Raw genomic sequence first — 21644 nt, 5'->3', positions numbered from 1 at the left:
ATGAACGTCGTACGCACTTTCCCCCTGATCCTCCTGGCCACCGCCCTGACCGCCTGTGCCGGCAAGCCCGCGCGCAGCGATGCACCGGTCGCCAGCACCGTGGTTGCGCCCGGCCCTGCTGCTCCGGCCGCAACGGCCGATACCGGCGGGGTCGACGCTGCTCCGGTCGCCTCCGTGGCCAACTCTGCCGCGCCCACCGCTTCAGCGCCGACGGCTGCGCCGCAGGGCGCAGAGGCCAGGCCACCGAAGGCCGCAGCGTCCACCGCCGCCGCCGGCGACGATGATTTCGACGCCCTCTATGGTGGTACCGGCAACACCGGCAACGCGGCGGCCTACGATCCGTGGGAACCGTTCAACCGCAAGGTGCACACCTTCAACAATGCGGTCGACCGCGGCGTGGCGCGCCCGCTGGCCACCGCCTATACCCATGTGGTGCCGCGCTTCGCGCGCACCGGCGTCAGCAACTTCTTCAGCAACCTGCGTGCGCCGGTGACCATCACCAACCAGTTGCTGCAGGGCCGTGGTGCCGATGCGTGGGACAGCCTCGGCCGCTTCCTGATGAACAGCACGCTGGGCATCGGTGGCCTGTTCGATCCAGCCAGCAAGGCGATGGTGCCGCGTCGCAATGAAGACTTCGGCCAGACCCTGGGTGCCTGGGGCTGGCGTCGTTCGCGCTACGTGGAACTGCCGTTCTTCGGCCCGCGTACCGTACGCGACGTGTTCGGCCTGGCCGGTGACATCCCGTTGTCGCCGATCCGGCGCGTCGAGGAAGACAAGATCCGCATCGGCCTGCAGGGCCTGCAGCTGGTCGACACCCGCGCACAGCTGCTGGCGATCGACGATCTGCGCGACACCGCAGTGGACGAATACGCCCTGGTCCGCGATGCCTGGATGCAGCGCCGCAACTACCAGATCGAGAACGATCTGCGCAGCAAGCGCGACCGCGGCCATGACGATGCCAATTCGCCGATCCCCGTCGATGCGATGCCGATGCCGCAGTGGACCCACTGAGGCCGCGCGACGGTGCATGAAAAACCCCGCCTCGGCGGGGTTTTTCTTTTCCGGTGGGTGCCAACCCTGGTTGGCACGCCGTGCTCAGGCCGCCAGCGCGGCCTCGATGGCCTCGCGCAGGCGCGCGTCATCGGCGGCCACGTCCGGGGCAAAGCGTGCGACGACCTTGCCATCACGGCCGACCAGGAACTTCTCGAAGTTCCACAGCACCGCCGGTGCCGGATGGATCGGGATCTCCTTGCTGGCCAGGCGCTCACGCAGCGGGCCTTCGCCGATCGACTGCGGCTGCGCGGCGGTCAGCTGCTGGTACAGCGGGTGGGTGTCCTCGCCAGCCACGCTGATCTTGGAGAACATCGGGAAACTGACATCGTAGGTGAGCTGGCAGAACTGCTGGATCTCGGCCTCGCTGCCCGGCTCCTGGCCAAGGAAGTTGTTGGCGGGGAAGCCCAGCACTTCCAGGCCCTGCGCGTGCTTTTCCGCATACAGCGCCTGCAGGCCTTCGTACTGCGGGGTCAGGCCGCACTTGGAGGCGACGTTGACCAGCAGCAGCACCTTGCCCTGGTAGTCGGCAAGCGAGGACGGCTGGCCGTCGATGGTGGTGAGGGGAATGTCCTGGATCGGGGTGCTCACGCGGGGGCTCCGGCTACGGCGGGGAATGGCCCACCAGCATAGCGCCGCGCGCGCTGTTGTAGAGCCGAGCCCATGCTCGGCTGATGGTATGGCAGCCGAGCGTGGGCTCGGCTCTACAGGCAGGATTCAGTCCACGCAGATCGTGCCCTGCGCCTTGCCATCATCGATGCGCTGGCGGCACCCGAAGTTCTGGCGCACATCACGCTGGCAGGTACCGGTGGCGGCACTGCCGGCGGCCACCTCGGCTCCGGCCAGGCACTGGCCCGTGCAGTCGCTCTTGCGGCTGCAGGCCTTGCCGGCGTCCGCATAGGGAATCACGCACTGCTCGCGCTGCAGGCGGCCGAGCCGCTGCAGCGTGCCGCCAGCGGCCTGGCAGTCGACGTCACGTGCTTCGCGGTAGGCCTCGCTGGCTTCCGGCGCAGGAGCGGCCGTAGCCGTGTCGGCGACCGGGGGCGTGCTGCTGCACGCAGCCAGCAACGCAGCCAGGACAAGAACGGCACAGGAGCGCAAGCACATGTCGATACCCGCCACGGACTCAGGGTGCCCAGCATAGCCAGGCGCAGGTGCACGGGACGTGTCAACCCGCATTGCCGTCCTCGTCGTCCTCCGGCGCGCCCAGCTGCTGCATCGGGTCCGGGGTCAGCTCCGGGGGCAGCGCGCGCTTGGCCTTGCTGCCCAGTTCGGCAAGCCGACGGGCGCGGCTGATGGCCGACTGCGGCGAATCGATCAGGCGATTGCGCGCATCGGCGTAGGCCTTGCCGGCATCGTCCAGCTTCTTGCCCATGGCGGTGAAGTCCTGCAGGAACCCGGTCAGGGCGTCCAGCACCAGACCGCCGGCCTCACTGATCTTCAGCGCCTGCTTCTGCACCTTGTCGCGCGTCCACAGGCGCTCGGCCACGCGCAGCAGCGCCATCAGGGTGTTGGGCGAGGCGAACACCACGCGGTTGTCGAAGGCGAACGCCTGCAGGCTGCCATCGGCGCCCAGTGCGGCTGACAAGGCACCCTCGATGGGAACGAAGGCGATGGTGATGTCCAGCGTCTCGCTGCCCAACGCCTTCGGATAATTCTTCTCGCCCAGGTCCTTAACGTGCTGGCGCAGCGCAACCGCGTGCCTGCGCAACGCGTCTTCCGACTGCTCCGGGGTAGTGGCATTCATGGCTTCCTGCCAGGCGATCAGGTTCACCTTGCTGTCGATCACCACGCTGCGTTCGTCGGGGAACTGCACCACCACGTCCGGTCGCAGGCGCGCACCTTCGTCATCCACGGCATGCTTCTGACGCTGGTAGTGCACGCCCTCTTCCAGCCCCGATCCGCGCAGTACGTTGTCGAGCATCAGCTCGCCCCAGTCGCCGCGGACCTTGGCATTGCCCTTCAGCGCATTCGTCAGCGCCGATGCCTGCGCCGCCATGTCCTGGTTGAGCGTCTTCAGTTCGCCCACCGCACCCAGCAGGCTGGCGCGTTGCCGCGCTTCCTCGCCATACAGCGTATCGACGCGGGTGCGGAAATCGCCCAGCTTGTCGGCGAACGGCTTGAGCAGCCCCTCGATGTCCGCGCGTGACTGCACTGTCGCCTGCCGCACGTTCTTCTCGAACTGCTGTCCGCGTTCGTCGAACACCTTGCCCGCCAGTTCGGCGAAGGCGCCCGACAGCTTTTCCTTGGCGGTATCAAGATAGCTGCGCAGTTCGGCACTGGCCCGTTCGGAGTGCTGCAGATTGGCCACCGCGCGGGCATGTTCACCGTGCAACTGCTGGTAGCGCTGCTGCACCTGCTGCAGCTCGCTGCTGGTCTCCGCAACGGCAGCGCGCGCCTGCGCCAGGGCCGCTTCACGTTCGGCCAGCTGTGCTTCGCGACTGGCCGACAGCGCTGCTTCGCGCTCCACCCGGGCGGTCAGCGTAGTTACGGCCTGTGCGTGCTGCTGGCTGCGGCTCCGTTCGTTCTCCAGTTCAGCGCTCAGCGCATCGAGGCGGCCGCGCAGCTGGCCGGCATCGACCAGGGCGAGGCGATGCTGTTCGCGTTCGCTGTCCAGCAGCCGCTGCAGTTCGTCGGAGGGTGCACCGCCAGCACTGCGACGCCACAGCAGCACCAGCGCGACCAGGGTCGCCAGCAGCAGGACCACTGCCAGGATCATGAGGACTTCGATATTCATGCGACCAGTTTAGCCCCGCTGCGCTAGGCTGGGTCGGTCTGCCCCGGAAGCCCCCATGCTCGCTCTGTACGGAAAACCCACCTCCATCAACGTGCGCAAGGTGCTCTGGCTGTGCGCCGGCCTCGACCTGCCACTTCACCACGAGCCAGCGCCGCCGGCGGACCTGCTGGCCACACTGAACCCGAACCGGCAGGTGCCGGTGCTGCGCGATGGCGGCTTCGTGCTGTGGGAATCCAACAGCATCTGCCGCTACCTGGCCGTACGCGCTGGCCGTGATGACCTGCTGCCCCGCGCGGCACAGGATCGTGCGCGGGTCGAACAATGGATGGACTGGCAGGCCAGCGACCTCAACAGTGCCTGGCGCCACGTGTTCATGGCGCGCGTGCGCCAGCATCCGGATTACCCGGATGACGCCCGCGCCGCAGCCAGCCTGGCGCAGTGGAACCGGCTGATGGCTGTCCTTGATGCACAGCTGGCCACTACCGACGGCTACGTGGCGGGCAACACCTTCACTCTGGCCGACATCGTGCTTGGGCTGTCGACCCAACGCTGGCGCAGCACGCCCGGCAACAAGCCCGTGCTGCCACACCTCGCGGCGTGGTTCGAGCGCCTGCGACAGCAGCCGGGTTTCACCACCCACGTCGACAACGGCGTGGCCTGAGGCAGGGGTCGGATCCCTTTCCCGGGGCAAAGGGATCTGACCCCAAGGGTGCGGGAACGATCCGGCCTTACCAGCCTTCCAGCACGATCTTGCCCTTGGCGCGGTGGCTCTCCAGCAGCGCGTGGGCGCGCCGCAGGTTGGCCGCGTCGATGCGCCCGAAGTGCTCGCCCAGCGTGGTCTGCAGCACGCCCGTGTCGATCAGCTCGGCCACACGGTTCAGCAGGTCGTGCTGGCGCTGCATGTCGGCGGTGCGGTACAGCGGCCGGGTGAACATCGACTCCCAGTGCAGTGACAACGCCTTGCGCTTGAGCGCCATCACGTCCACCTGGCCAGGATCATCGATCAGCCCCAGCTGGCCCTGCGGCGCCAGCAGTTCCACGATCTGCGCGTAGTACTGGTCGGAGTGGGTCAGGCTGGCCACATGCTGCACTTCGCTGATGCCGAGCCGCGCCAGTCCCTCGGCCAGCGGCAGGCGGTGGTCGATCACGTGGTGCGCGCCCATTGCGTATGCCCAGTCCTGGGTATCCGGACGCGAGGCGGTGCCGATCACGGTCAGCCTGGTCAGCTTCCGCGCCAGCTGCACCAGGATCGAACCGACACCACCGGCAGCACCGATCACCAGCAGGGTCTGGCCCTCGCCACCACCCTCGGGGATGCGCAGGCGGTCGAACAGCAGCTCCCAGGCGGTGATGGCAGTCAATGGCAGCGCCGCGGCGGCGGCATCATCGAGGCTGGCCGGCTTGCGCCCGACGCTGCGCTCGTCCACCAGCTGGTACTCGGCATTGCTGCCCGGGCGGTCGATGACGCCGGCGTAGTAGACCGCGTCGCCGGGCTGGAACAGGGTCACCTCGCTGCCCACCGCGTCGACGATGCCGACCGCGTCCCAGCCCAGTACGCGCGGGCCATCGGTGGCCACGCCGCGGCGGACCTTGGTGTCGACCGGGTTCACCGCCACCGCGCGTACCGCCACGCGCAGGTCGCGGGGGCCGGGCTGCGGCAGCTCCAGTTCGATGTCGATCAGGGCCCGGGCATCATCGATCGGCAGGCCGGCGTGGGTATAGGCAATGGCGCGCATGGCAGCGGTCCAGTGGGGAAGGAGGCGACAGGTTGCGCCGCGCGCGCTCCCTCGGAAAGGCGCAGAATCGGGCAGCACTTTCACTCTGGCGATGAAGATGATCCGCATCGACGATCTGCAGCTGTTCGTCCGCACTGCCGCGCTGGGCAGCTTCTCGCAGGCCGCCCGCGAGGCCGACCTGCTGCCCGGGCAGGTCGCTGCGGCGGTGGCACGGCTGGAGCGCGAGCTGGACCTGCGCCTGTTCGTGCGCACGACCCGCAGCCTGCGCCTGACCGGCGAGGGCGCGCTCTACCTGCCGTATGCGCAGGAGGTGCTGGCCACCCTGCGCGAAGGCCAGGCCCGCGTGCAGGGCGAGGACACCGAGCTGCACGGCATCCTGCAGCTGTCGGCGCCGTCGGACTTCGGCCGCAACCTGCTGTTGCCCTGGCTGAGCGCGTTCCGCGCCGCGCACCCGCGGCTGCGCCTGCACCTGCGCCTGTCCGACGAGGTCGCCGACGTGTTCCGCGAACCGGTCGACGTGGCCATCCGCATCGGCCACTTCGATGACGCCAACTACGTAGCCCTGCCCCTGCTGGAAGGCAACCGGCGCGTGCTGGCCGCCTCACCCGGCTACCTGCAGCGGCGTGGCCCGCCCACGCGCCTGGAGGATCTGCGCGAGCACGACTGCCTGCTCTATCAACTCAATGGCCGCGCCTACGATCGCTGGTCGTTCGAGGTGGACGGGCGCCGCAGCGTGGTTCCGGTACGCGGCCCGCTGGTCTGCGACGACGCCGACGTGGTGCGGCGCTGGGCCGTGGCCGGCGAAGGCATCACCTACAAGTCCTGGCTGGACCTGCGCGAGGATGTGCTGGCCGGGCGCCTGCAGGTGCTGCTGGACGGCGTTGGCAGCAGCATCCCGCTGCAGCTGGTGTGCCCGCATCGCAAGCAGTTCTCACCCGCCGTGCGGCAGCTGCACGCGCAGCTGCGCCAGCACCTGCAACCGCTGCTGTCCGGGATGCCGGTTGGCCCCACCGGCCCCCTGTCGCCCGCCGCAGCGCTGGCCGACAATGGCGGCCCCCCGTAACAGAAGAGCACCGCCATGCCGTGGATGGGCATCCAGGACCTGTGGACGTTTCTGGTCGCCGTGCTGGTGTTTCTCGCCCTGCCCGGTCCCGGTACCTTCACGCTGCTGACTGCCACCGGCCGTGGCGGCGTGCGCGGCGGCTACACCGCACTGGCCGGCCTGCTGGTCGGCGACCAGATCCTGATGTGGCTGGCGCTGGCCGGCGTGGCGGCGCTACTCAAGGCCAATCCTCTGGTATTCCACGCCGTGCAGTACCTCGGTGCGGCCTACCTGGTGTGGGTCGGCATCAGCCTGCTGCGCACGCCCAAGCACGAGGGCGGCGACGCCGGCCCGATCCGCATGCAACCCGGCCGCTACTTCCAGCAGGCGATCCTGGTCAGCCTGCTCAACCCGAAGGCGATCCTGTTCTACATGGCCTTCCTGCCGTTGTTCATCGATCCGAAGGCGCACCAGGGCATCGCCACCTTCGCCGCGCTGGCCGGCATCATCCTGGTGGTCAGCATCGCCTACTGCTCGATGCTGATCGGCGTGGGCAACCTGGCCCGCCGCCGGTTGATCCAGCACCCGCGGATCAGCGATGCGCTGCGCCGCGTGGCCGGCCTGTTCCTGGTGGGGTTCGGCATCCGCCTGGGGCTGAACGGATGAACGGGCGGCTGCCACTGCTCGGCATGACCCTGCTGCTGGCCGGTGCCGCCTCTGCCGGCACCGTGCAGGACCATCGCTGCCTGACGGGCGGTCGCAACGACAACATCCACCTGGAATGGCGCTGGCTGGAAGACGGCCGGGCCGACGTGCGTTACGCCGGCCAGCGCGAGCGCCTGCCCCTGCACCGGATCTCGATGGAGACCACGGTGCTGGCCGAGGATCGCCCGTACCAGTTCGACAGCGTGTGGGAAGAGCGCATCGACGGGCGCCTCAACGGCCGCTACCTGCTGAGCACGCAGGGCGCGCTGGTACTGGATCTGAGCTACGAACGCGCCCGTGATGGCCGTCGCACCACCTTCCACGATGACGGCGAGGCGTGGCAGGAGGATGGCTGCCATTGGCCGGGAGGCGTAGCGGCGCGCGTGGTCGATTGAAGCATGCCAACCAAGGTTGGCATCTACCGGTCGTGCATCTCCGCGCGCAGGTGGTCGATGAACACCCGCAGCTTGGGCGCCATCTGCTCACGCGCGGGGTAGTACAGGTGGAAGCCGGGGAATGGCGGCTGCCAGTCCTGCAGCACGCTCTGCAGTCGCCCAGCGTTGATGTCGTCGGCCATCAACGAGGCGAAGCCCTGGGCCATTCCCAGACCCGCCAGCACGGCACCATGGGCGACGCCGGCATCGTTGAACACCAGCCGCCCGCTCACTTGCACGTCCAGGTCGTGGCCGTCGCGGCTGAACTCCCAGGGCATCAGCCGGCCGTTGGCCAGCCGGTGCACGATGCAGGCGTGGCCCTGCAGGTCATGCGGGGTCTGCGGCACGCCATGGCGTTCGAAATAGGCCGGCGTGGCTACCACCACCTGCCGCTCGGGTGGCCCGACCGGCACCGCGATCATGCCCTGTGCGAGTGATTCGCCCAGGCGGATGCCGGCGTCGAAGCCCTCGGCCACCAGATCGGTCAGCGCGGGGTCGACGCACAGTTCCACCTGCACCTGCGGGTAACGCGCAAGGAAGTCGGGCAGCCGCGGCAGCACCATGCGATCGGCGACGATGCGCGGCAGGGTCACGCGCAGCCGCCCGGCAGGCACCGAGCGCGCGCTGTCCAGTTCGGCAAATGCCTGGTCGATCTGGTCCAGGCCGCCGCGCACGCGCTGCAGGAAACGCGCGCCGTGCTCGGTCAGGTTGACCCGCCGCGTGGTCCGCTGCAGCAGCCGCACGCCCATCCGCGCTTCCAGCGCGCGCACGCTCTGCGACAGCGCCGAGGTCGACACACCCAGGGCATCGGCGGCGCGGGTAAAGCTGGCGTGCTCGGCCACGTGGACGAAAGCGACCACAGCAGTGAGCGGGACGGAGGCATCCATTGTGAAGGCAGCCTTCAAGGTAAGTCCGGTGACACGCAGTTTATCCACATGATGGCGTGGAGGATGCTGTGCCCCTCGCCACTGCCCATCCAGACGTGGCGCCTTCCCCAAGGAGATCCACATGAAGACCCGTACTCTCGGCCCCGCCGGCCCCACCGTGTCCGCCCTCGGCCTGGGGTGCATGGGCATGAGCGCGTATTACGGCGGCCGCGGCAGTGACGATGACGGCATTGCCGTCATCCGGCACGCGCTGGACCGTGGCGTGACCCTGCTCGACACCGCCGATGTGTATGGCCCGCACACCAACGAGGTGCTGGTCGGTCGCGCGATTGCCGGCCGCCGCAACCAGGTGTTCCTGGCCAGCAAGTTCGGCATCGGCCTGGACCCGGCTGACCCGAAGGCGCGGCAGATCAACGGCCACCCGGACTATGTGCAGGCCGCCTGCGAGGCCAGCCTGCGTCGCCTGGGCGTGGACCACATCGACCTGTACTACCAGCACCGCGTCGACCCGACCGTGCCGATCGAGGACACCGTGGGTGCCATGGCACGCCTGGTGGAACAGGGCAAGGTGCGCTGGCTGGGCCTGTCCGAGGCCTCGGCGGCCACCCTCCGCCGCGCCCATGCGGTGCACCCGATCACGGCGGTGCAGAGCGAGTACTCGCTGTGGTCGCGCGAGCCGGAGCAGAACGGAGTGCTGGCCACCACGGCGGAGCTGGGCATCGGCTTCGTGCCGTATTCGCCGCTGGGCCGTGGCTTCCTGACCGGCGCCATCCGCAGCCCGGACGACTTCGACGCCGACGATTACCGGCGCACCTCGCCCCGCTTCGAAGGCGAAAACTTCCAGCGCAACCTGGCATTGGTGGACACCGTGCAGGCGCTGGCCGCCGAGCGCGGCATCGCTGCCTCGCAGCTGGCGCTGGCCTGGGTGCTGTCGCGCGGCGGGCACATCGTGCCGATCCCGGGCACGACGCGGCGGGCACGGCTGGACGAGAACCTCGCTGCACTGCAGGTGGAACTGGATGCGGCCACGCTGGACGCATTGGATGCGGCCTTCCCGCTGCATGCCGCGGCCGGCGAACGCTATTCGGACAGCGGCATGGCCAACATCGAGTCCTAGCGGGGGCCGGGACGAACGTACACCGGTGGCTGCCGCCGGATTATGCCGATTCCGGCAGCCTGGCCGGGGCGCAGCGCGTGCCCCGCCATGCATGACCCCCGTCAGTGGTAATGCTGCGCTGCGTTCGGTCACACTCGGGAACTTGTCGTTCTTAGTCACCCCTTCCGAGGCCTGCATGTCCCTGTTCCGGCGCAAGTCCCTAGATTCCGTCACCGTCCACGAAGCCGGCAGGCGCCTGATCCCGACGCTCAGCTGGCCGCACCTGATCGCACTGGGCATCGGTGCCATCGTCGGCACCGGCATCTACACGCTGATCGGCGTCGGTGCCAACCTGGCCGGCCCGGCCGTGCTGATCTCCTTCGCCATCGCCGGTGCGGTCTGCGCCTGTGCGGCGCTGTCCTATGCCGAGCTGTCGACGATGATGCCGCCCGCCGGCAGCGCCTACACCTACAGTTACAGTGCGCTGGGCGAGGTGTTCGCCTGGGTGGTGGGCTGGAGCCTGATCCTGGAGTACTCGCTGGTGGTGAGTACGGTGGCGGTGGGCTGGTCCGGCTACTTCGTCGGCTTCCTCGAATGGGTCCACACCCAGTTCGGCTGGAACGTGCACCTGCCGGCCTGGCTGGCAGCCGGCCCGCACGTGGAAGGCGGCATGATCAACCTGCCGGCGATCATCATCACCTGGCTGGTGGCCGGCATGCTGATGGCCGGGACCAAGGAAAGCGCCACGCTCAATGCCATCCTGGTGGTGTTCAAGCTGATCGCGCTGGCGATCTTCGTGGCCGTGGCCCTGCCTGCGTTCGACAGCGCCAACCTGCAGCCGTTCATGCCGTATGGCTTTGCCAAGTCGATGGGCCCCGATGGCGTCGAGCACGGCGTGATGGCGGCAGCGGCGATCATCTTCTTCGCCTTCTACGGCTTCGATGCGATCTCCACTGCTGCGGAGGAGACCAAGAACCCGGGCCGTGACCTGTCGATCGGCATCATCGGTTCGATGATCGGCTGCACCATTGTCTACGTGCTGGTGGCGCTGGCCGCAGTGGGTGCGATGAGCTACGCCGTGTTCGGGCACAGCGCCGAGCCGCTGGCGCTGATCATGCGCCAGCTGGGCCATCCGACAGCGGCGATGGTGATCGGCGTGATTGCGATCATCGCGCTGCCGACCGTGCTGCTGGCCTTCCTGTACGGCCAGAGCCGCATCTTCTTCGTGATGAGCCGCGACGGCCTGCTGCCGCGTGGCCTGTCCAAGGTCAACGCGCGTACCGGCACGCCGGTGGCGACCACGCTGTTCACTGCGGTGGTGGTGTCGGCGCTGGCCGGCGTGGCCCGCCTGGACGAGATCGCCGCGCTGGCCAATGCCGGTACCCTGGCCGCGTTCACTGCAGTGGGCGTCTGCCTGGTGGTGCTGCGCCTGCGCGAACCGAACCGCGAGCGCAGCTTCCGTACGCCGGCTGCTTTCGTGGTCGGCCCGCTGGCCGCGCTGGGCTGCATCTACCTGTTCCTCAGCCTGCCGCACAGCACCCAGCTGTACTTCCTGCTGTGGAACGTGGCCGGCCTGGTGCTGTACTTCCTGTACAGCCGCCGCCACGCACTGATCGCGAAATAACCGGCTCGCCGGTGGTGCCGGCCGCTGGCCGGCAACTCGTATCCTGTTGTGCCGGCCAGCGGCCGGCACCACCGCAGGGCGGTCAACCGCCCTGCTTTGCGGCGTAATCCTGCGCCTGGCGCATCACCCGCAGCAGGTTGCCGCCCCAGATGCCGGCAATCTGCTGCTCGGTATAGCCCTTGCGCAGCAGCCAGGCGGTGATCTTCGGCAGCTGGCTGACATCGGGCAGGTCACTCAGGCCGCCGCCGCCATCCCAGTCCAGGCCGATACCCACGTGCTCGGGGCCGACCACCTTGAGGATGTGCTCGAAGTGGGCGAAGAAGTCGTCCAGGCTGGCATGCCGCACGGGGTGTTCATGGTCCAGTGCCTGTTCGGCTTTCAGCAGGGCCACGCCCTGCTCGATGCCCATGCCTTCCCAGCCGCCCAGCTGCCTGCTCAGCGCTTCTTCGGCCTGCTTGCGCTCGGGTGTCTTCGCCGTGTCGATCAGGTAGCCGCCATAGGCGTTCACCTGGATCACGCCGCCGGCCTTGGCCAGCTTGCGCAGCCGCGCGTCATCAAGATTGCGCGGGTGGTCGTACACCGCCTTGGCCGAGCTGTGCGACAGCACGAAGGGCACCGGCATCATCGCCAGCAGGTCGTCGAACACCGCGTCCGAGGCATGCGACTGGTCGATCACGATGCCCAGCTTCACTGCCTGCCGCACCAGCTCCTTGCCGGCCGGGCTCAGGCCCTTCCACTCCGCGCCCTTGGGGTCGGTGGCCGAATCGGCGAACTCGTTGTTGGCGAAGTGCACGGTGCTGAGCAGGCGCAGGCCGGCGCGATGGTAGAACGAGAGCAGGCTCGGGTCTTCCACCAGCGGGCTGGCGTTTTCCATGCTGATGTAGACCACGCGCTTGCCGGCGGCCTTGATCCGCGCAGCATCATCGGCGGTCAGTGCCAGCGCGAAGCGCGCGGGATTGGCCGCCAGCATCTCGCGGATTTCCAGCAGTCGCTGCAGGCCGTGGTCACGCTCGGCCAGGTGGGCCGCTGCGCTGCGATCGCCCTGGTCGGTGTAGATCGCCCAGAAACCACCATCGAGCGCACCTTCGACCATGCGCGGGTAGTCCACCTGCGAAAGCGCGTTGCGGTCGTGGCGCTGCTCGATGTCGAAGCCGGTCCGGCCGAAATTTGCCGGCGTATCCAGGTGGCTGTCGAGCGTGACCAGGCGCTGCTGCAGCGCCTTGGCACGGGCCAGTTCCTCGGCGCTGAACTCGATGGCGTGAGCCGAAAGCGGCGCGCACAGCGCCACGGCGAGCACGACGGACAGGTGGCGCAACGATGGCATGGGCTCTCACCGGCAATGGGAAGAGCCCGACCATAGCGCTGCACCCGGCCTTTTTGTAGAGCCGAGCCCATGCTCGGCTGCCAGACAGATCATCCGAGCGTGGGCTCGGCTCTACAGAGATCGGCAGTGACGCGGTCAGTCCACCACGCGGCAGAACACGGCCTTCAGGTAACGCGATTCCTGCACGTGGGCCATGAACGGGTGGTCCGGACCGGCGCCGGCCACCTTCAGGATCTGGATCGTGCGGCCGGAGAAATACGCCGCGCGGCGCAGCATGTCGAGGAACTGGTCCTCGGCCACCAGGCCGGTGCAGGAGAACGTGGCGAACAGGCCGCCCGGCTTGACCACGCCCAGCGCCAGCTTGTTCATGTCCAGGTACTTCTTCAGCGCAGTGATGACCTGGTCGCGGTCGCGGGTCATCTTCGCCGGGTCCAGGATCACCACGTCGTACTGCTCGCCACGATTGGCCGCATCACGCAGCCACGGGAAGATGTCGGACTGGACGAACTTCGGGCGCACGTTGTTCAGGCGCGAATTGCCCTTGGCGATCTGGATGACGTCTTCATCGATGTCGATGCCGACCACTTCCGAGGCGCCTCGCGCCGCCGCGTACACCGCAAAACCGCCGGTGTTGCAGCACAGATCCAGCACGCGCTTGCCTTCCACCTGCTGGCTCAGCCACTCGCGGTTCTCGCGCTGGTCGGCGAAGAAGCCGGTCTTGTGCGCACCTGCCGGGTCGGCGCGGAACTTGATGCCGTACTCGGTGATCACCGACGCTTCGGTGGTGGTATTGCCGTGGAAATCGAAGCTTTCCTGTTTCTGCACGTGCTCATCGGCGAAGCTGTGGAAGCGGCAACCCGGGAACTGCTCGCGCAGGGCGTCGTAGATCCACTCGCGGTGGCGGAACATGCCGGCGGCGAAGAATTCGACCACCACCAGGTCGCCGTAGCGATCCACCACCAGGCCGGACAGGCCGTCGCCTTCGCTGTGCACCACGCGCCAGGCGTCGGAGACCGCGTCGAGCTTGAGCACCTCACGGCGCAGCGACACCGCCTGGGCAATCTTGCGCGAGAACCAGCCGGCATCCACCGGCACGTTCTGGTCGGTCTCAAGGATGCGCACGGCAATACGCGAATGCCCGTTGTAGAACCCGCGGCCAACGAACTCGCCATCAATGCCGACCACGTCGACGATGGAACCGGGCTTGGGCCGGACGGTCGGCTTCTCGACCAGTTTCTGGAAGATCCACGGGTGGCTGGAGCGCCACGCATTCTTGAGGCGGACAATCGGAAGGGGGGTATTCATCCACCCATTGTAAACCGGGCGCGGGGGTCAGATCCCCGAAGGGGCTCTGACCCCCGCCGGCGTGCCAACCAAGGTTGGCACCCACCAGGCCGGAACGGGCTCGGGAATGGGGTCAGAGCCCCTACGGGGATCCGACCCCTCGTCCCCCATTTGACGTCGGCCCAGCCAGACGGCAGAATCGGCGCCAGAAGGGGAGTAGCTCCCAGACGTTGTCGCCGTCATTTCGAGCCCGCAGGCTCCGGTGCAACGGCAGTTCCAGCCGACTGGAACTGCGAGCGAGACCTTCGCCGTACTGGCGAAGCTCTGTCCCTGGATCCCCCTCCCGATCCTCCGTTGCAGATCCTCGCCGTCCGGCCTGGCATTCATCTTTCCAACGGACATTCCCAATGCAGACGATCGGTAACGTGTGGTTGTGGGGCGGCTTCGCAGCGGTGGTGGTCATCGCCCTGCTGGTCGACCTCGTGTTGATGCGCCATGGTGGACCGCACAAGGTCACCTTCAAGGAAGCCCTGTGGTGGTCGATCGGCTGGGTCGCGCTGGCCCTGCTGTTCAACGCTGGCCTCTGGTACTACCTGAATGAGACCGCCGGCCAGGTGGTGGCCAACAAGGTCGGCCTCGAATTCCTGACCGGCTACCTGGTCGAGAAGGCGCTGGCGGTCGACAACATCTTTGTGTTCCTGATGATCATGAGCTACTTCGCAGTACCGGAGGAGCAGCGCCAGAAGGTGCTGATCATCGGCATCCTGGGTGCGATCGTGCTGCGTACGATCATGATCTTCGCCGGCAGCGTGCTGATCAGCCAGTTCCATTGGCTGCTCTACGTGTTCGGTGCCTTCCTGCTGTTCACCGGCTGGAAGATGTGGTTCGCCGCCGGCCAGGAACCGGATCTGGAAACCAACCCCGCCCTGCGCTGGATGCGCAAGCACCTGCGCCTGCTGCCGGACTACGCCGGCAATGCGCTGAGCGTGAAGCGCGATGGCGTGCGCTGGTTCACCCCGCTGTTCGCGGTGCTGATCCTGATCGCGGTCACCGACGTGATCTTCGCCGTGGACAGCATCCCGGCGATCTTCGCGATCACCACCGACCCGTTCATCGTGCTCACCTCCAACGTGTTCGCGGTGCTGGGCCTGCGTGCGATGTTCTTCCTGCTGGCCGGCATGGCCGACCGCTTCCACCTGCTGCCGTACGGCCTGGCGCTGGTGTTGGCCTTCATCGGCATCAAGATGATGATCATCGACCTGTTCAAGATCCCGACCCCGGTGTCGCTGGGCGTGGTCGCGGTGATCATCGCCGCCACCGTGGTGCTGAGCCTGAAGTACCCGCCGAAGGAAGGCTCGGGCCACGCCTGAGCCTGAGCGGTCGGAAGGCGCGGCCGGCGGGATTGTCCCGCCGGCCGCACCCACTCTCCCGCAACAGTGGCCTTGGTTTCGCGCCAGCCACCGCCATTGCTGAGGTATGGACAACAACACGCCCCTGCCCGCCGGCGACGTGCCGGCCCCCCGCAATGACCGCTCGCGCATCCTGCGGGCGTTCAATGTCAGCCTGGCGGCCGTGCTGGTGCTGGTGGCCGTGTTCGCCCTGCAGGGCACGTTCGACTGGCGACCGTGGGCGGTTGCGCCACTGGAAGCCAAGGGCCTGCTCGGCCTGATCGGCGGCCCGATGCTGCATGCCTCGGTCGAGCACATCGCCGCCAACAGCATCGCCATCCTGATCCTCGGCACCCTGGCCGGCAGTGTGTATCCCAAAGCCACCGTGCGCGCCCTGCCCCTGCTGTGGCTGGGTTCAGGCCTCGGCGCGTGGATGCTGGGCAATCCGGGCAGCGTGCACCTGGGTGCCAGTGGCGTGACCCATGGCCTGATGTTCCTGCTGGCCAGCCTCGGCCTGCTGCGCCGCGACCGTGCGGCAATCGCCACCGGCCTGATCGGCATGCTGTTCTATGGCGGCATGCTGATGACCATCCTGCCGCATGCCGATGGCGTGTCCTGGCAGTCGCACATGGGCGGCGCCTTCGCCGGCATCATCGCCGCGCTGCTGTTCCGCAACGCCGATCCGCTGCCGCCGCGCCAGCGCTACAGCTGGGAAGACGAAGAAGACGAGGCCGAGCCGCTGGCCGACGACGAGCTGGAGCCGCCGTCACCGCAGCGCGTGCCGGTGCTGTGGCAGCCGCGCGAGGGCCAGGACTACGTGGTGATCCCGTTCCGCCGGCCGGACGAGCCGCGCGGTTGAGGGGACGGTCGTGCCGGCCGCTGGCCGGCAACCTCATGAACCGGTAGTGGCCGACCTTGGTCGGCGCGGTTGTTGCGTGCCAACCAAGGTTGGCACCTACCAGAGCACACCGGCCCCCGGGTAGCGCCGGGCCATGCCCGGCGCGTTGATCGCTCAGTTCCCCGCTGTGCCCATCCCATCCACCGCCTGCCGGCCCAGCGCCGGATCATCGGTGAAGAAGGCATCGATGCCGGTCGCCAGGTAGGCGCGCATCTCGGCGATCGAGCCTTCGACGTTGCGCGCGTTGTCGGCGCCCTTGCGCAGGTTGCTGGGCTGGAAATGGTTCTCCGGGCGGAAGGTGTACGGAATCACCATCAGGCCGGCCGCGTGCGCATCATGTACCAGCGAGGTCGGCGTACCCAGCGCGCCCTTGGCATCCAGCGGAATGATCGAGCGCAGCTCGGGGCCGATGCCATCGGCGTAGGCGGCGATGTCCTTCAGCCCGGCCGGGGTCATCATCTGTGCGTAGGTCAGCGTGCCGCCGGCCTTGGCGATGTCGGCCGGCTGGGTATCGCCCTTCCACAGCAGCTGCAGCAGGCGGATGTTGCTGCCCCGGCCGATCTTGCCATGCAGGTAGCGCAGGTTGGCAGTCTCGAATGACTGGATCGTGACCGGGCCGACATTGGTGTACGCGTTGCCACGCAGTGCGGCCAGCAGCTTGTCTTCCATCGGCAGGCCGATGGACTGGAAATAGGTCGGGTGCTTGATCTCCGGCACGAGGCCGATGCCACGGTTGGCGCGCCCGGCCTGCTGCACCAGGAAGGCCAGGATCTCGTCCAGGCTGGCGATGCGGAACTGGCCGTCGTAGGCGGTGCTGCGCAGTTCCGGCAGGCGCTCACGGGCGTACAGGGTCTTCAGCTCGGCCAGGGTGAAGTCCTCGGTGAACCAGCCCTCGACCTGCTGCCCATCGATCACCTTGCGGGTGCGGCGGCTGGCGAACTCCGGATGCGAGGCGACGTCGGTGGTGCCGCCGATCTCGTTCTCGTGGCGGGCCACCATCACCCCGTCCCGGGTCATCACCAGGTCCGGTTCGATGTAGTCGGCGCCATCGGCGATGGCCTGCGCATACGAGGCCAGGGTGTGCTCGGGCAGCAGTGCGCTTGCCCCGCGATGGCCGTAGACCGACACCTTGGGCACGGCCGGGGTGGAGGATTCAGCACTCATGGCCACCGATGGTGCCACGGCCAGCGACAACAGCAACGCACAACCCCACGACTTCACTGCGACTTCCCCAAGCGGTATGTGATGGGCGTCAGTATGCGGCGGCAATGTGACAGGTGGGGGAAGCCAGTCCCTGTAGAGCCGAGCCCATGCTCGGCTGACGGGCAGAACAGCCGAGCATGGGCTCGGCTCTACAGTTACTTGCCGATGCAGAAACTGGAGAAGATCCTCCCCAGCAGATCATCGGCACTCATCTGCCCGGTGATCTCACCCAGCGCATCGTGGGCCAGCCGCAGTTCCTCGGCGGCCAGCTCCAGGTGCTCGTGCGCCAGCTCGCCATCGGCGCGCTGCGCATGTTCCTGCGCGCGTTCAATCGCATCCACGTGGCGCGTGCGCGCGGAGAACTCGCCGTCCACCTGCTCACCGGCACCGGCCGAAGCAATCGAACGCAGGCGCGCATGCAGATCGTCGAGCCCGGCGCCGGTGGCGGCCGAAACGAACACCCGATCCGGATCAGCCAGCGACGGCAGCGCCGCCAGCAGATCCGACTTGTTGTGGATGTAGAGCTTGTGCGGTACCGCCGCCACGGCCTCGCCCAGCGCCGCTTCACCGGCCGCCGGATCGCGCGCATCCAGCACGATCAGCGCCAGGTCGGTGCGCTCGATTTCCACGTGGGCGCGGCGCATGCCTTCGCGTTCGATGGCGTCGCCGCCGTCGCGCAGGCCGGCGGTGTCGACCAGGGTCAGCTCCAGCCCGTCCAGGCGGATGGTTTCGCGCAGGGTGTCGCGGGTGGTGCCGGCGATGTCGGTGACGATGGCGCGTTCGCTGCCGGCCAGCGCGTTGAGCAGTGAACTCTTGCCCGCATTCGGCGGACCGATCAGCACCGCGTGCAGGCCATCGCGCAGGCGACGGCCGCGTTCGGCATCGCGGCGCAGAATGGCCAGATCGCTGCGCGCCTGTTCCAGCCCACGCCGCACCTGCGCGCCGCCGAGGGTATCCAGCGGTTCGTCGGCGAAGTCGATGGCCGCTTCCACGTGGATGCGCAGCATCACCAGCTGCTCGACCACCGCATCGATGCGGCGCGAGAACACGCCATCCAGTGAACGACGCGCCGCGCGTGCGGCACGGTTGTCGCCCGCGGCGATCAGGTCGGCGATGGCCTCGGCCTGGGCCAGGTCCAGCTTGCCGTTGAGGAACGCCCGTTCGCTGAACTCACCCGGCCGCGCCTGGCGCGCACCGAGCGCGATGCAGCGCGCGACCAGCTGCTGCAGCAGCACCGGGCTGCCATGGCCCTGCAGTTCCACCACCTCTTCGCCGGTGAAACTGTTCGGTGCCGGGAACCACAGCACGATGCCATCGTCGATGACCTCGCCGTCGGCATCACGCAGGCGCGCGTAGTGCGCGTGGCGCGGGCGCAGTGCAGGCGCCCCCAGTGCATTGGCAATCGCCGCAGCGCGCGGACCGGACAGGCGCAACAGGCCGACACCGCCGGCGCCGGTGGCGCTGGCGATGGCCACGATGGTGTCGGTGCGGATCGCGTCGTTCATGGCTCAGAGCTTCTCCAGCTGCGCGCGCGCCTGGGCCGCGCCGCTGCCCTGCGGCTGCAGCGCCAGGTAGGTGGTGTAGGCCTGCTTCGCCTTGGCCTTGTCGCCGGCGTTGAAGTAGGCATCGCCCAGGTTCAGATGGGCCACCGCGCGCGACGGGTCGATCTTCAGCGTGTTCTCCAGCCAGCGCGCGGCTTCTGCATAGCGCTGCTGGCGGTAGTAGACGAAGCCGAGGTTGTTGGCGGCCTGGGCGAAATCAGGACGCAGCTTCAGCGCTTCGGCGAACTGCGCGGCTGCCTCGTCGTACTGCTTCTCGCGGTACAGCTGCAGGCCGCGGTCGTTGGCCTGCTGCGCGCGCTGGCGGTCGGACGCCGGGCCAGCGGTGGGCACCACCAGCTTGGCCTTGCCACCCTGCAGGTCGGCCACCGTCACCGGCGCCTGGCTGCCCTTCGCCTCGCTGGCCGCATCCACCTTGTTGTTCAGCGCGATCGCATCGGCGGTCAGCTGGCGCGTATCGGCGTTGAGGAATTCCTGGCTGTCCGGCACCTGGAACACGAACTCGCCGCCCTGCGAACCGGGCAGGCTGCCGAAGGCCGGGGTCTGGTGCGAGACCGCCGATACGGCCGGCGCCACGTAGGCGGCCAGCTCGGTACCGGTGATCAGGCCGTCGCCGTTGAGGTCGCCCTTGCCGGCCAGCGCCTGCAACAGCACCCAGGTGAACACCGAGTGGCCGTTGGGGCCAGCATCGGCCACCTGCTGGTCGGCACCACCGGCGGTCAGCATCTGCCGCGCGCTGCGACGCGCGTTCTCGCGCAGGAACGACGACGACGACGGGCCACCGCGGGTCAGGCCCAGGCCGCTGTAGCAGGCATCCATCACGAACATCACATGCTTGGCCTGCATGCTCTCGGCAATGTTCTGGATGTCGGTCATCGCGATGGCGTCGGTGGCGAATTCCTTCGGGTCCGAATCGACCGGAATGATGTAGCCCAGGTCGCGCCCGGAAGCGAGCTGGCGGGTCGCGCCATGGCCGGCGAAGAACACGAACACGCGGTCGTTCTTGCCGGTGCGGTCATCGGCCAGGCGATCGTGGAAGGCCGCGAGGATGTTGTTGCGGGTCGCCTGCTCGTTCTTCAGCACGATCACCTGCGAGGACGGGAAGCCGAACTGCCCGGTCAGGGTATCGGCCACCGCCTGCGCGTCGTGGCTGGCGTACTCCAGCTTCGGCCACTTGGCATAGTTGTCGATGCCGACCACGATCGCCCAGGACTTCTCGTAGCCGATGGTGACCGTGGCGGCACCGGCTTCACCCTTGCGCGCACGGGCGACAGTGAAGTCACGGCCGTTCCAGCCGGCGAACTGGTAACCATCGGCGATCAGCCGGTCGAGGATCTGCGGCAGCGCCTTCACCGCACGATCGTGGATGTCGTGGAACAGGATGATGCCGCGCTGTTCCTTGTTCACCTGGTCTAGCACGCGCTGCACGATCGATTCCGGTACCGGGTCGGCCCAGTCCATCGAGTCGATGTTCCACATGATCGACTTCAGCCCGGCCTCGTTGAGCAGCTGCAGGCCTTCGGCATTGCGCGCGCCATACGGGAAACGGAACAGCGGCGCGCGCTTGCTGTCGACATCCTTCAGCAGCGTGTCGGTGTCGAGCACCTGCTGGCGCAGCGCGTCACCGGTGGTGCGCGACAGCTGGGCGTGGGTCAGGCTGTGGTTGCCGACCGCATAGCCCTCTTCCATCAGGTTGCGGCTGATCTTCGCCATCGGGCCGAGGCTGACCTTGCCATCGGCCTCGACCTTGCCAAGGTTGCGGCCCACTTCAAAGAACACGCCCGGCACGTCGTAGCGCTTGAGGATGGCCACCACTTCATCGGTATAGGCCTTGTGCGGGCCATCGTCGAAGGTCAGCACCACGGTCTTGGCCGGCAGGTCGCGGCCGAAGATCTCGCGGTCGCTGTCCTTCATCGACATCGGGTAGGGCTCGATCACGCCGTAGTCGCGCAGGATCGCTTCGCGGCTGTAGTCCTTGTGCAGGTGGGCGATGTAGTCGTCCCACTTCTCACGCTTCAGCTCGATGGCACGGGTGCGCTCGAAGCGGCTGAAGATGCGGGTCAGTTCCTGGTTGTAGTTTCGCTCGATCTCGTCAAGTGCCTCCAGGTCCTCGCCGATGCGCTGGTGCAGCTTCACCGCCGGCAGCGACGAATCAGTGCCGACCCGCTCATGCAGATCACGCAGCACTTCGCGGAAGGCCAGGCGGTCGGCGTCGAACAGTTCCGGCGCCGACTCGATGTAGTCCAGCACGGTGCCGAGGGTGGCGAAGCGCTGCGGGCTGGAGCCGCGCAGCAGGGTGTCGAACTGCGCGGCGATCGCCGTGCGCTGTTCCAGGCCATCGTGGAACAGCTGCTGGCCCACACGCGTGGAGGTGCCGCGGTCGGCGGCCGATTGCTGTTCCTCGTCTGCCAGCAGCACGATGATCCGGCGGTAGCCGTCGAGCTGCTTCTGCAGCGCCGCCAGCAACGGCGCGGCGGCCGGATCGGCGGCGGCCGCGGCCTGCGCGCTTGGCTGGGTGACGGTGGTCGCCGGCGCCTTCGCGTCCTTGTCGCCGCAGCCGGCAACAACCAGGGTCAACAACAGCGAGGGCAGGAACAGGCGGAACGACGACGCACGCGGCATGGCGGACTCGAAGGTGGGAGGAACGGTGTGCCGGCGATTCTACCGCCGCATGCGA

19 protein-coding genes are annotated in these 21644 nt (G+C 68.0%); 9 read left to right on the top strand and 10 right to left on the bottom strand.

Annotated elements, in window-relative coordinates:
• Positions 1–1011 carry an MlaA family lipoprotein gene (locus AC5P53_RS19215; protein WP_049442549.1) on the top strand — a complete coding sequence of 337 codons (1011 nt, stop codon included), beginning with the start codon at positions 1–3 and terminating at the stop codon, positions 1009–1011.
• 84 nt (positions 1012–1095) lie between these two features.
• On the opposite strand, the gene AC5P53_RS19210 is transcribed toward AC5P53_RS19215, so the two are convergent.
• The 3 genes from AC5P53_RS19210 to AC5P53_RS19200 all read right to left on the bottom strand — a co-directional run bounded on the left by AC5P53_RS19210 (position 1096) and on the right by AC5P53_RS19200 (position 3787).
• Positions 1096–1641, bottom strand: a complete 546-nt coding sequence (locus tag AC5P53_RS19210; protein WP_014648938.1) for a glutathione peroxidase — start codon at positions 1639–1641, stop codon at positions 1096–1098.
• 126 nt (positions 1642–1767) lie between these two features.
• On the bottom strand, positions 1768–2157 hold the full coding sequence (locus AC5P53_RS19205; RefSeq protein WP_423179725.1) for a hypothetical protein: 390 nt from the start codon (positions 2155–2157) through the stop codon (positions 1768–1770).
• A gap of 61 nt (positions 2158–2218) precedes the next feature.
• Positions 2219–3787: a DNA recombination protein RmuC gene (locus AC5P53_RS19200; protein WP_069118218.1), complete on the bottom strand. Its 1569-nt coding sequence runs from the start codon at positions 3785–3787 to the stop codon at positions 2219–2221.
• Positions 3788–3842: 55 nt separating this feature from the next.
• Here AC5P53_RS19200 and AC5P53_RS19195 point away from each other — a divergent pair, with 55 nt between their 5' ends.
• Positions 3843–4448: a glutathione S-transferase family protein gene (locus AC5P53_RS19195; RefSeq protein ID WP_111205872.1), complete on the top strand. Its 606-nt coding sequence runs from the start codon at positions 3843–3845 to the stop codon at positions 4446–4448.
• A gap of 67 nt (positions 4449–4515) precedes the next feature.
• Here AC5P53_RS19195 and AC5P53_RS19190 read toward each other — a convergent pair whose 3' ends face one another.
• Entirely contained in the window at positions 4516–5523 is a 1008-nt protein-coding gene (locus AC5P53_RS19190) for a zinc-binding alcohol dehydrogenase family protein (protein ID WP_014648942.1), read from the bottom strand.
• Positions 5524–5614: 91 nt separating this feature from the next.
• Between AC5P53_RS19190 and AC5P53_RS19185 the strand changes: the two genes are divergently transcribed.
• The 3 genes from AC5P53_RS19185 to AC5P53_RS19175 are packed head-to-tail and all read left to right on the top strand — an operon-like array spanning position 5615 to position 7665.
• A complete protein-coding gene (locus AC5P53_RS19185) occupies positions 5615–6586 on the top strand; it encodes a LysR family transcriptional regulator (RefSeq protein WP_288496427.1) in 972 nt (323 codons plus the stop codon).
• A gap of 15 nt (positions 6587–6601) precedes the next feature.
• On the top strand, positions 6602–7231 hold the full coding sequence (leuE, locus tag AC5P53_RS19180; protein ID WP_005411716.1) for a leucine efflux protein LeuE: 630 nt from the start codon (positions 6602–6604) through the stop codon (positions 7229–7231).
• Positions 7228–7665 carry a hypothetical protein gene (locus AC5P53_RS19175; protein WP_288496428.1) on the top strand — a complete coding sequence of 146 codons (438 nt, stop codon included), beginning with the start codon at positions 7228–7230 and terminating at the stop codon, positions 7663–7665. Before leuE ends, AC5P53_RS19175 begins: the two co-directional genes overlap by 4 nt.
• Before the next feature lie 23 nt (positions 7666–7688).
• Here AC5P53_RS19175 and AC5P53_RS19170 read toward each other — a convergent pair whose 3' ends face one another.
• Positions 7689–8591: a LysR family transcriptional regulator gene (locus tag AC5P53_RS19170; RefSeq protein ID WP_032958441.1), complete on the bottom strand. Its 903-nt coding sequence runs from the start codon at positions 8589–8591 to the stop codon at positions 7689–7691.
• Positions 8592–8712: 121 nt separating this feature from the next.
• Here AC5P53_RS19170 and AC5P53_RS19165 point away from each other — a divergent pair, with 121 nt between their 5' ends.
• A complete protein-coding gene (locus AC5P53_RS19165) occupies positions 8713–9708 on the top strand; it encodes an aldo/keto reductase (RefSeq protein ID WP_126411549.1) in 996 nt (331 codons plus the stop codon).
• Between the two features lie 175 nt (positions 9709–9883).
• Positions 9884–11311, top strand: coding sequence for an amino acid permease (locus AC5P53_RS19160; RefSeq protein WP_495227485.1), 1428 nt, complete (start codon positions 9884–9886; stop codon positions 11309–11311).
• Positions 11312–11393: 82 nt separating this feature from the next.
• Here AC5P53_RS19160 and AC5P53_RS19155 read toward each other — a convergent pair whose 3' ends face one another.
• Together AC5P53_RS19155 and AC5P53_RS19150 are read right to left on the bottom strand one after the other, a co-directional pair.
• Positions 11394–12635: a dipeptidase gene (locus AC5P53_RS19155; protein WP_197556953.1), complete on the bottom strand. Its 1242-nt coding sequence runs from the start codon at positions 12633–12635 to the stop codon at positions 11394–11396.
• 135 nt (positions 12636–12770) lie between these two features.
• Positions 12771–13940 (bottom strand): class I SAM-dependent rRNA methyltransferase, encoded by a 1170-nt coding sequence (locus AC5P53_RS19150; RefSeq protein WP_014648949.1) that lies wholly within the window; start codon positions 13938–13940, stop codon positions 12771–12773.
• A gap of 386 nt (positions 13941–14326) precedes the next feature.
• Here AC5P53_RS19150 and AC5P53_RS19145 point away from each other — a divergent pair, with 386 nt between their 5' ends.
• Entirely contained in the window at positions 14327–15289 is a 963-nt protein-coding gene (locus tag AC5P53_RS19145; protein ID WP_014648950.1) for a TerC family protein, read from the top strand.
• 106 nt (positions 15290–15395) lie between these two features.
• Positions 15396–16166: a rhomboid family intramembrane serine protease gene (locus AC5P53_RS19140; RefSeq protein WP_032958447.1), complete on the top strand. Its 771-nt coding sequence runs from the start codon at positions 15396–15398 to the stop codon at positions 16164–16166.
• A gap of 153 nt (positions 16167–16319) precedes the next feature.
• Here AC5P53_RS19140 and AC5P53_RS19135 read toward each other — a convergent pair whose 3' ends face one another.
• The 3 genes from AC5P53_RS19135 to AC5P53_RS19125 form a co-directional block, all read right to left on the bottom strand.
• Entirely contained in the window at positions 16320–17426 is a 1107-nt protein-coding gene (locus AC5P53_RS19135) for a glycerophosphodiester phosphodiesterase (RefSeq protein ID WP_197605461.1), read from the bottom strand.
• 137 nt (positions 17427–17563) lie between these two features.
• Positions 17564–18913 carry a tRNA uridine-5-carboxymethylaminomethyl(34) synthesis GTPase MnmE gene (mnmE, locus tag AC5P53_RS19130; RefSeq protein WP_169411746.1) on the bottom strand — a complete coding sequence of 450 codons (1350 nt, stop codon included), beginning with the start codon at positions 18911–18913 and terminating at the stop codon, positions 17564–17566.
• A gap of 3 nt (positions 18914–18916) precedes the next feature.
• Positions 18917–21589: a polysaccharide deacetylase family protein gene (locus AC5P53_RS19125; protein ID WP_495227484.1), complete on the bottom strand. Its 2673-nt coding sequence runs from the start codon at positions 21587–21589 to the stop codon at positions 18917–18919.
• Positions 21590–21644 lie beyond the last annotated feature (55 nt).

Source organism: Stenotrophomonas sp. YJH_SMC_82, assembly GCF_059368875.1.
The sequence above is the reverse complement of the archived record's forward strand: the minus strand, read 5'-3'. Positions and strand labels throughout refer to the sequence as shown.

Excerpts from the sequence above, each read along its gene's own strand:
- AC5P53_RS19150 (WP_014648949.1), bottom strand. The coding sequence starts at position 13,940 with ATGAATACCCCCCTTCCGATTGTCCGCCTCAAGAATGCGTGGCGCTCC.
- AC5P53_RS19155 (WP_197556953.1), bottom strand. The coding sequence starts at position 12,635 with ATGCCATCGTTGCGCCACCTGTCCGTCGTGCTCGCCGTGGCGCTGTGC.
- AC5P53_RS19205 (WP_423179725.1), bottom strand. The coding sequence starts at position 2,157 with ATGTGCTTGCGCTCCTGTGCCGTTCTTGTCCTGGCTGCGTTGCTGGCT.
- leuE (WP_005411716.1), top strand. The coding sequence starts at position 6,602 with ATGCCGTGGATGGGCATCCAGGACCTGTGGACGTTTCTGGTCGCCGTG.
- AC5P53_RS19125 (WP_495227484.1), bottom strand. The coding sequence starts at position 21,589 with ATGCCGCGTGCGTCGTCGTTCCGCCTGTTCCTGCCCTCGCTGTTGTTG.
- AC5P53_RS19145 (WP_014648950.1), top strand. The coding sequence starts at position 14,327 with ATGCAGACGATCGGTAACGTGTGGTTGTGGGGCGGCTTCGCAGCGGTG.
- AC5P53_RS19200 (WP_069118218.1), bottom strand. The coding sequence starts at position 3,787 with ATGAATATCGAAGTCCTCATGATCCTGGCAGTGGTCCTGCTGCTGGCG.
- AC5P53_RS19170 (WP_032958441.1), bottom strand. The coding sequence starts at position 8,591 with ATGGATGCCTCCGTCCCGCTCACTGCTGTGGTCGCTTTCGTCCACGTG.
- AC5P53_RS19190 (WP_014648942.1), bottom strand. The coding sequence starts at position 5,523 with ATGCGCGCCATTGCCTATACCCACGCCGGCCTGCCGATCGATGATGCC.
- AC5P53_RS19175 (WP_288496428.1), top strand. The coding sequence starts at position 7,228 with ATGAACGGGCGGCTGCCACTGCTCGGCATGACCCTGCTGCTGGCCGGT.
- AC5P53_RS19195 (WP_111205872.1), top strand. The coding sequence starts at position 3,843 with ATGCTCGCTCTGTACGGAAAACCCACCTCCATCAACGTGCGCAAGGTG.
- mnmE (WP_169411746.1), bottom strand. The coding sequence starts at position 18,913 with ATGAACGACGCGATCCGCACCGACACCATCGTGGCCATCGCCAGCGCC.
- AC5P53_RS19140 (WP_032958447.1), top strand. The coding sequence starts at position 15,396 with ATGGACAACAACACGCCCCTGCCCGCCGGCGACGTGCCGGCCCCCCGC.
- AC5P53_RS19185 (WP_288496427.1), top strand. The coding sequence starts at position 5,615 with ATGAAGATGATCCGCATCGACGATCTGCAGCTGTTCGTCCGCACTGCC.
- AC5P53_RS19165 (WP_126411549.1), top strand. The coding sequence starts at position 8,713 with ATGAAGACCCGTACTCTCGGCCCCGCCGGCCCCACCGTGTCCGCCCTC.
- AC5P53_RS19160 (WP_495227485.1), top strand. The coding sequence starts at position 9,884 with ATGTCCCTGTTCCGGCGCAAGTCCCTAGATTCCGTCACCGTCCACGAA.
- AC5P53_RS19215 (WP_049442549.1), top strand. The coding sequence starts at position 1 with ATGAACGTCGTACGCACTTTCCCCCTGATCCTCCTGGCCACCGCCCTG.